Genomic DNA, 7,753 nt, shown 5'->3' with positions numbered 1-7,753 from the left:
TTTAACGGGATTGGTTGCTTACTGCCTTAAAGAGAAAAAGCCATCACTGAAAATTTTCTACTCAGAAGAAGATATTTCAGCAATAGCTTAAGCGGAATTGGGGTTATATTACTCATTTCAGTACGGTAATAATAAATTATTACCGTACTGTTTTTACTAAAAGTTACAGCTCGTTTCTTAGAACTTATAAGAAACCGTCGCTTTATAAGCTCGGCCTTTCTCTTCCTGACCTTTATAGGTGTTCAGATAGTAAGACTGTTCGTTGTAACGCTTGTCGAAGATATTATCGATACCAAACAGGAGTTCTGCGTTTTTAAATACGCCTGAGGTTGGTGCCCAGGAAATATGCATATCACTAACGCCAAAGCCCGCTTTATGAATATTTACAACTTTGCCATTATCTGTCCCATTCGCATTTGTTGAGCGGACAAATCGGGAATTCCAGCCAAGTTCAATATCTGTTTTATCAAATAGGTAGCTTCCGCCAACAGTGAAAGAATCACCAATGGACGGTGTAAACTCTAATCTTGAGTCAAACAGCGCGCTACCTTGAACGATTTTGTTATTTGCTTTAGCGTAAGTCGCTCTTAAAGACCAGTTATCCAGTTTATATTTAGTCGCTAGTTCAAACCCTTCCAGTCTGGATTTAGGGATATTATTAAGCGAGCTTTTTGCTAACGTGGTAGCCAGATTTTTGAAATTGGTCTGGAATACTTTACCAGTGACAGTAAATGAGTCATTTTCAGCAAAAACAGACGGATAAATACCACCAACACCCGTTTCCAGATTGTAACCCGTTGTCGCTTTTAAGTTAGCATTGTGGTTACTCGGGCCCATGCCGATTTCTTTACCCAACGGACCTCTGAAGAGTTCAGTATAATTAGCAAACAACGTTGTTGATGCGCCCAGTTCGTATTTCAGACCCAACGCTTTTGAGAAATGAGCATAGGTTCTTTCAAAAGGCTCATTCTTTTTATTAATAGTATTGTATTTATAATGATCCCATCGGACGCCGGGAATGAAATGAAAATCAGCAAACTGAATATCATCCTCTAAATAAACAGAAGATGATTTTCCTGTTTCTACCACTTTGTTATATATATTTCTTGCTGCCTCTGTATACGCCATTCTGGTATCGAAATACTCATAGCCATAAGTGAAAGCATGGGCTAGCTGATAAGTATCAAAACTAGAAACGTTACGCGCTCTGATACCCTGAGTTTCGGTAATCGTGTCAAAGCCTTTGCCCGGACCACCGACTTCCTTCATATGATTGAAATTTTGTTCTGTGTGATAAGCAGAGATCTTCAGATCAATGAGGTCATTGCCAACCGGTACATATCGGTAAGCGATATTATAAGCATCACGCTCTGAAGCGTATTTCCCTTTCTTCCCTTTGTTTACATCCGGGCCGAAATTCAATCTGAAATTAGTATCTGCATCATTCTGATAATGTTCTTTTGAGATATTGATATACTGCTCATCAGTCAGATTGAACTTCGCTTTTAATAAATAGTTGATCAGCTTCCCATCGGTAGGAATAGATTCTTGCCCGGCTTTATCTCTGCCCGTTTTAGCATCACTCATATTGCGATGGTTAAAATAGCCCAATAAATCTACAGCACCAATTCTTCCATAAGCTGCCAAAGACTTCTGGAATTCAGAGCCATTACTGACATAGCTTAATTTTCCTTTTGCACCAAATAAGCGACCCGGTTCTAATAAATCGCCAGCATCAACAGTTTCAAATTTTAATGAACCAACTAATGCTCCGGTATCATAGGTAATACTGTTTGTACCCACATTGATATCAATTTGCTTCAGCATTTCAGGATCAATACCGTAGCTCCCTGCATGGTGAAAGTGATAGCCTTCCTGTCTTGCACCATCAATCGTCACATTGATAAATTGGTCATCCATGCCACGGATTTTAAAGCGCTGCCCTAAAGCGCTAGGGTGCCCGGCTTGTACGCCCGGCACATTCTTTAATACTTCACCGACACTTTGTGCCTGTTTAACTTTAATTTCGTTGCGACTGACTTTTCCACTGTCCTGTTCTGAACTGTTACCCGCAATAACAACGAGTGTATCGCCTGTTGAGGCTGATTTTCTGGTTGATTCTTCGGTATGTGCCACTGCGTTAGTCGAAATAGCGATTGTCAACATAGATGCTGACATCAAAGGAACACACAAACCACTTTTAGCCATGCTTGCGTAAATTTTGGTAGTTTTAGACATTTACTTTTTAGTTCAAATATTATTGATAAACATTATTATTTACATTCACAAAAGAAATGTAAATAACATTAAGTGATTATCGTTAGATTTTACTATCTGGGTTAGGTGGTGAGGTGCCATCCAATACAACAATACTAAGAAGAGGCTGATTCCACAAAAGCAGATTGACTAGAGGGGTATAAATTTAGAGTCAATTTATACCCATTTGATTTTTCAAATAATCAGGCTATTCAATGTTCGCCAGAATGCTTTCTGCATCCTGATAATCACCTTCCTGAGCACGGAAAGTGATTTTCCCTGAGCGATGTGCATTTATCTGTACTTCCATTTTCATGGCTTCCATGATGGCAATCACATCTCCTTCACTGACTTGCTCTCCCTCCTGTACTAGCCACGAATGCAGGATACCGGATATGGGTGCTTTTACCTGATGAGGATCTTCCGGTATTTGTTGGACTACCGGAGAAGAAGATTGTGGCTCACCAGCAGGCACTAAAGGCGTTAATCCTGTCAATAAATCCACTGACAATCCCATTTCATGCCGACGACCATCAATCTCAATAAATGTACGGATGATGCCTTTGCTTTCAGCCAGATCCTGACGGGGTAAAGCTGCCAGTTGATTGGCAAATTCTGTCTCAATCCAACGGGTATGGACGTTGAAAGTATCCTCTGATACAAAATCAGGATGTTCAATCACCGCCTGATGAAACGGTAAAACTGATGCTATGCCACTGATTTTAAATTCTTGTAATGCCCGACGCGCACGGACAAGAGCCTGTTCACGCGTTGCTCCTGTGACAATCAGTTTTGCCATCAATGAATCAAAGGTTGTCGGAATGACAGAGCCATCGGTTACGCCTGAATCTAAACGAATACCGGGACCAGAAGGTGGGATAAATTCGGTAAGAGCGCCAGATGCAGGCAAAAAGCCTTTTCCGGCATCTTCCGCATTGATACGAAATTCAAACGAATGCCCACGAGAAATAGGCGTTTCCTGAATGCTTAATGGGTGACCTTCTGCGATTCTCAGTTGCTCAATAACTAAATCAATTCCGGTTGTTTCTTCCGTCACAGGGTGCTCAACCTGTAAGCGGGTGTTCACCTCCAGAAAGGAGAGTGCTCCGTCAACACTCAGCAAAAATTCAACAGTCCCCGCTCCGACATAATTAGCCTCTGCACAAATCGCTTTTGCCGATTGATGAATGCGCTCTCGTTGTTGCTGTGTCAAAAAAGGTGCCGGGGCTTCTTCTATCAGTTTCTGATTCCGACGCTGCAAGGAGCAATCACGGGTTCCTAAAACAACCACATTTCCGTGTTTATCTGCAATTACCTGTGCCTCAATATGACGGGGCTTATCCAGAAACTGTTCAATAAAACATTCGCCTCGACCAAATGCAGCTATCGCCTCACGCACCGCAGAGTGATACAACTCCTCAACTTCATCATGCCGCCATGCCACTTTTAACCCACGGCCCCCGCCGCCAAATGCCGCTTTAATCGCTATCGGTAAACCATGCTTTTCAGCAAAAGCGATAACTTCCTGTGCATTTTTAACCGGCTCTGTCGTTCCCATGACTAACGGTGCTCCAACTTTCTGAGCAATTTGGCGGGCTTTAACTTTGTTCCCCAATTCATCAATCGTATCGGGATCAGGGCCAATCCAAATTAAACCGGCTTCAATAACAGCGCGGGCAAATTCAGCCCGTTCAGATAAAAAACCATAGCCGGGATGTACCATCGTAGCCTGCGCTTGCTTTGCAATATCCAATAAACGAGGAATATTAAGATAGGTTTCTGCCGGACTATTCCCTGCCAGTGAATAGGCTTCATCCGCCAGTTGCACATGCAACGCGTTGACATCTGTATCAGCATAAACAGCAATAGTCCGTATGCCATAATCACGACAGGCACGAATAATACGAACGGCAATCTCCCCACGATTCGCGATTAAGACTTTTTTGGTTGTTTTATTAATACTGTACGCAGTGGTATTCATTGCAGCTCTTCACTCCCCTGAATGTCATGAAACTGATTGATGGGATTAAATCTAATTTTGGCATTGATCGGGATCTGGCCAGCAAGATCAAGATGATAATCAGCCACCGAAGCAATAACGGGGTATCCACCTGTCACAGGATGATCCGCCAGAAAGAGAACGGGTTGCCCGCTGGAGGGAATTTGTATCGCACCAAAACTGGTTCCTTCGCTTGGCAACTCTTCATTCTTAATTCGAGTTAACGGGCAATCACCTTTTAATCTCAAACCAATCCGGTTCGATTGTGGCGTAACCTGCCAGATTTGATTTCGTAATAAATCGATGGATTCCTGAGTGAACCAGTCAGTTCTGGGACCGAAAAATATATCCAGTACAACAATCTCATCTTTATTGGGCATCACGAATTCTGGAGTTTCTAAAACAGGCACCGCTGAGCAATGCGAAGTCCCACCTATCGCTAAATTATCACCCGCCTTTAACGGAGCAGGACCAATATTAGACAAAGTGTCAAATGAACAACTGGATAGCACCTCCGGAACAATAAAACCCCCTCGGACTGCCAAGTAAGAACGCATTCCTTCATGTGGAACACCCAATATAATTTCATCACCATCATTTAAATCAATGGGTTGATAAGTGCTGATGTGAAGCCGCTTTCCTTGTGGGGTTTTGATTTGAATCGGACATAAAGCGCCTGTTACTGAAATGACCATTTGCCCACGGGCAATGGCCTGAAATCCTCCCTGCGTAATTTCCAGACAGGCTTGATCAGAAGGGTTACCCACTATGCGATTTGCACTGCGTAAAGCACTTTTATCCATTGCACCTGATGCAGATATTCCCAGCCCTGATTTACCCATACGCCCTAAATCCTGAAATAGCGTCTGTAATCCTGCGGACTTAATTTCTAGAATACTGGCGTTATCAACCGGAACAAGCGAATCAAGAACGGGAGTTGCAGGTAAACTGACTGTCACTGTGGAGTGTTCTTCATTACGGAATCGGATACGATAACCGGGCTGCAATAACGCAGGCTCAATCCGGGATAAATCCCATATTCGTTCGGATGTCGTACCAATAAGTTGCCATCCTCCGGGGCTTGCCTGCGGGTAAATACCACTAAATTCTCCCGCCAGAGCAACTGAACCTGCCGGAATTCGGGTTCTGGGCGTTTTGCGACGCGGAATATTCCAGGAGATGGTTTCAGATATCATGTAGGCAAATCCGGGCGCAAACCCGGTAAATGCAACGATATATTCATTATCCGTATGTTGTTGGATAACATCCTGTACCGAGATTCCGAGTATATCCGCAACTTCCTCTAAATCTTCTCCATTGTAACGCACCGGAATTTCAATCTGTTTTCCTTGTATATGCGAGGTTTTTTGCAGATCCCGCCGTTGAATTTCTGTCACCAGTTGCTGAGCTGAAATCGTCAGAGGGTGAAAGCGAATCATCACCGTTCTCGCTGCCGGGATTATCTCTTCAATTCCTGAGACTGGTTCAGCATTCAGAGAATCAAATAACGCCAGAGTTTCAGGCAAGTCGCTAAGCTCAACCATGATGGTATGAAAATTAACAGGTAAAAAACGCACAGTTATCTCCTGACAATATCGACCATTCTGATTAAGAATGAATAAATGAGCGGACAGTAATTCCTGCCTGCTGCAAAATGGCTTTTACCTGTTTAGCCATTTCCAGCGCACCGAAACTATCTCCATGCACACAAATAGAATCCGCCTGAATGGGGGTAAATTTGCCATCAATGGATTCCACTCCACCTTCTGTCACAAGCTGCAACATACGCTGTGCAACAAGAGCGGCATCATGCAATACAGAGCCGGCTTCACGGCGCGAAACCAGTTCTCCTTTTGCTGTATAAGCACGATCAGCAAAGGCTTCCGCAATGGTTCTCAGACCTTTTTCCTGCGCTAGCCTCAGAATATTTGAGCCAGCCAGCCCCACTAAGGCAAGGCCGGAATCTACGGCCAAAATTCCGTCAATGACAGCAAGTGCCTGACGTTCATCATTAGCTATCGTGTTATAGAGTGCCCCATGTGGCTTTACATAATTAACTGCCGTTCCTATAGAAGCAGCAAGCCCTTGCAGGGCACCGATCTGATAAATTACATCCGCGGTGAGTTCGTGACTGGCGAGATCCATATTACGTCGGCCAAAACCAACTAAATCTGGATAAGAGACATGAGCGCCAATAATAACCTGATTTTCCTTAGCTAATTTCAGAGTTTTCAGGATCCCAGCCGGATCTCCGGCGTGAAAGCCACAGGCAACATTGGCACTACTGACAATGCCCAAGATAGCTTCATCGTTACCCATCTTCCACTGACCAAAGCTCTCACCAAGATCGCTATTTAAATCGATTGTTTTCATCATAGTTGTTAAACCATAATTATAAAATTGTTGAACAATAGATAATTTCTGATGAGTAAATAATCAACTAAATTCGCTTATTATTGTGCAAAAATACAACAGCGATCACTCTATTCAAATTAACGGGAAAATTATCAGTTCAAAATAGCGCTAATTTTTATCTCAAAATTGCAGAAGATAAGCAGGGAAATAGCCTCGGCTTGCTGGTTATCCGGGAATATGTGAAGATTAAGTTTTGAACACAGAAGACACTTTTCTCAGCGATAGCCCAACGGATGACTATGAAAATAGAGAGCTCTCCCCAAATTTTGAGTAAAAAAATTGCAGAAGTAATAAGAAATAAGCTGGTGATCGGAGAATTATTACCCGGACAACGCTTATCTGAAGCAGCTCTCAGTGAACAACTCCAAATTTCCCGCAACACCTTACGGGAAGTGTTCCGTACTCTTACGCAAGAAGGTTTACTAAAACATCAGCCTAATCGGGGAGTGTTTGTAGCAATACCTGATATCGCATCCATTATTGATATTTATCGGGTTCGCAGGCTGATTGAATGTCAGGCTCTTGCACAAGCATATCCCATGCACCCTAGCGTAAATAAAATGCAAGAAGCCGTCATCAGTGCCGGTCAATACAGAAATAAGCAGGAGTGGGTTGGTGTAGGCACGGCCAATATGCGTTTTCACGCCGCGATTGTAGAATTGGCCGACAGTGAAAGATTAATGACTTTCTACCGGAATATTTCAGCCGAACTCCGTTTAGCGTTTGGGCTTTTAAATGACCCGGAACTGTTGTATGCGCCTTATGTCGATAAGAATAAACATATTCTGGAGCTATTAAATTCAGGCCAAACAGAATTAGCAGCACAAAAAATGGAAGATTATTTAAATCTATCAGAACGAACTGTATTAGCCGCTTATTCTCGTATAAATAACGATCAATAAATAAAAAACAAACGCAAAAAAGCCATCCGGTTAAGGATGGCTTCTCTGTCAAAGTGATGTCTGGCAGTTCCCTACTCTCACATGGGGAGACCCCACACTACCATCGGCGCTACGGCGTTTCACTGCTGAGTTCGGCATGGGGTCAGGTGGGACCACCGCGCTATTGCCGCCAGACAAATCC

General features: G+C 43.2%; 5 protein-coding genes and 1 rRNA gene. 1 reads left to right on the top strand and 5 read right to left on the bottom strand.

Annotated features, from left to right (window positions below; genetic code table 11):
• Nucleotides 1–177: 177 nt before the first annotated feature.
• From AACX68_RS04080 to AACX68_RS04065, 4 genes are all read right to left on the bottom strand, one after another.
• Nucleotides 178–2,238, bottom strand: a complete 2,061-nt coding sequence (locus AACX68_RS04080) for a TonB-dependent receptor domain-containing protein (protein WP_228860652.1) — start codon at nucleotides 2,236–2,238, stop codon at nucleotides 178–180.
• Between the two features lie 226 nt (nucleotides 2,239–2,464).
• Nucleotides 2,465–4,237, bottom strand: coding sequence for an ATP-binding protein (locus tag AACX68_RS04075; protein ID WP_228860651.1), 1,773 nt, complete (start codon nucleotides 4,235–4,237; stop codon nucleotides 2,465–2,467).
• A complete protein-coding gene (locus AACX68_RS04070; protein WP_228860650.1) occupies nucleotides 4,234–5,832 on the bottom strand; it encodes a 5-oxoprolinase subunit B/C family protein in 1,599 nt (532 codons plus the stop codon). The genes AACX68_RS04075 and AACX68_RS04070 overlap by 4 nt, the downstream gene beginning before the upstream one ends.
• Before the next feature lie 31 nt (nucleotides 5,833–5,863).
• Nucleotides 5,864–6,631 (bottom strand): LamB/YcsF family protein, encoded by a 768-nt coding sequence (locus AACX68_RS04065; protein WP_228860649.1) that lies wholly within the window; start codon nucleotides 6,629–6,631, stop codon nucleotides 5,864–5,866.
• A 278-nt stretch (nucleotides 6,632–6,909) separates the two neighbouring features.
• On the opposite strand from AACX68_RS04065, the gene AACX68_RS04060 reads away from it, so the two are divergent.
• A complete protein-coding gene (locus AACX68_RS04060; protein WP_228860648.1) occupies nucleotides 6,910–7,572 on the top strand; it encodes a GntR family transcriptional regulator in 663 nt (220 codons plus the stop codon).
• Nucleotides 7,573–7,630: 58 nt separating this feature from the next.
• Here the strand turns inward: AACX68_RS04060 and rrf are convergent.
• Nucleotides 7,631–7,746: ribosomal RNA gene (gene rrf / locus AACX68_RS04055) — 5S ribosomal RNA — on the bottom strand.
• Between the last annotated feature and the right edge of the window lie 7 nt (nucleotides 7,747–7,753).

Source organism: Xenorhabdus sp. PB61.4, from assembly GCF_963894935.1.
Lineage (GTDB): Bacteria > Pseudomonadota > Gammaproteobacteria > Enterobacterales > Enterobacteriaceae > Xenorhabdus > Xenorhabdus stockiae.
Note: the sequence above shows the minus strand (reverse complement) of the source record. Positions and strands in the feature narration are given on the sequence as shown.

Excerpts from the sequence above, each read along its gene's own strand:
- AACX68_RS04065 (WP_228860649.1), bottom strand. The coding sequence starts at position 6,631 with ATGATGAAAACAATCGATTTAAATAGCGATCTTGGTGAGAGCTTTGGT.
- AACX68_RS04075 (WP_228860651.1), bottom strand. The coding sequence starts at position 4,237 with ATGAATACCACTGCGTACAGTATTAATAAAACAACCAAAAAAGTCTTA.
- AACX68_RS04060 (WP_228860648.1), top strand. The coding sequence starts at position 6,910 with ATGAAAATAGAGAGCTCTCCCCAAATTTTGAGTAAAAAAATTGCAGAA.
- AACX68_RS04080 (WP_228860652.1), bottom strand. The coding sequence starts at position 2,238 with ATGTCTAAAACTACCAAAATTTACGCAAGCATGGCTAAAAGTGGTTTG.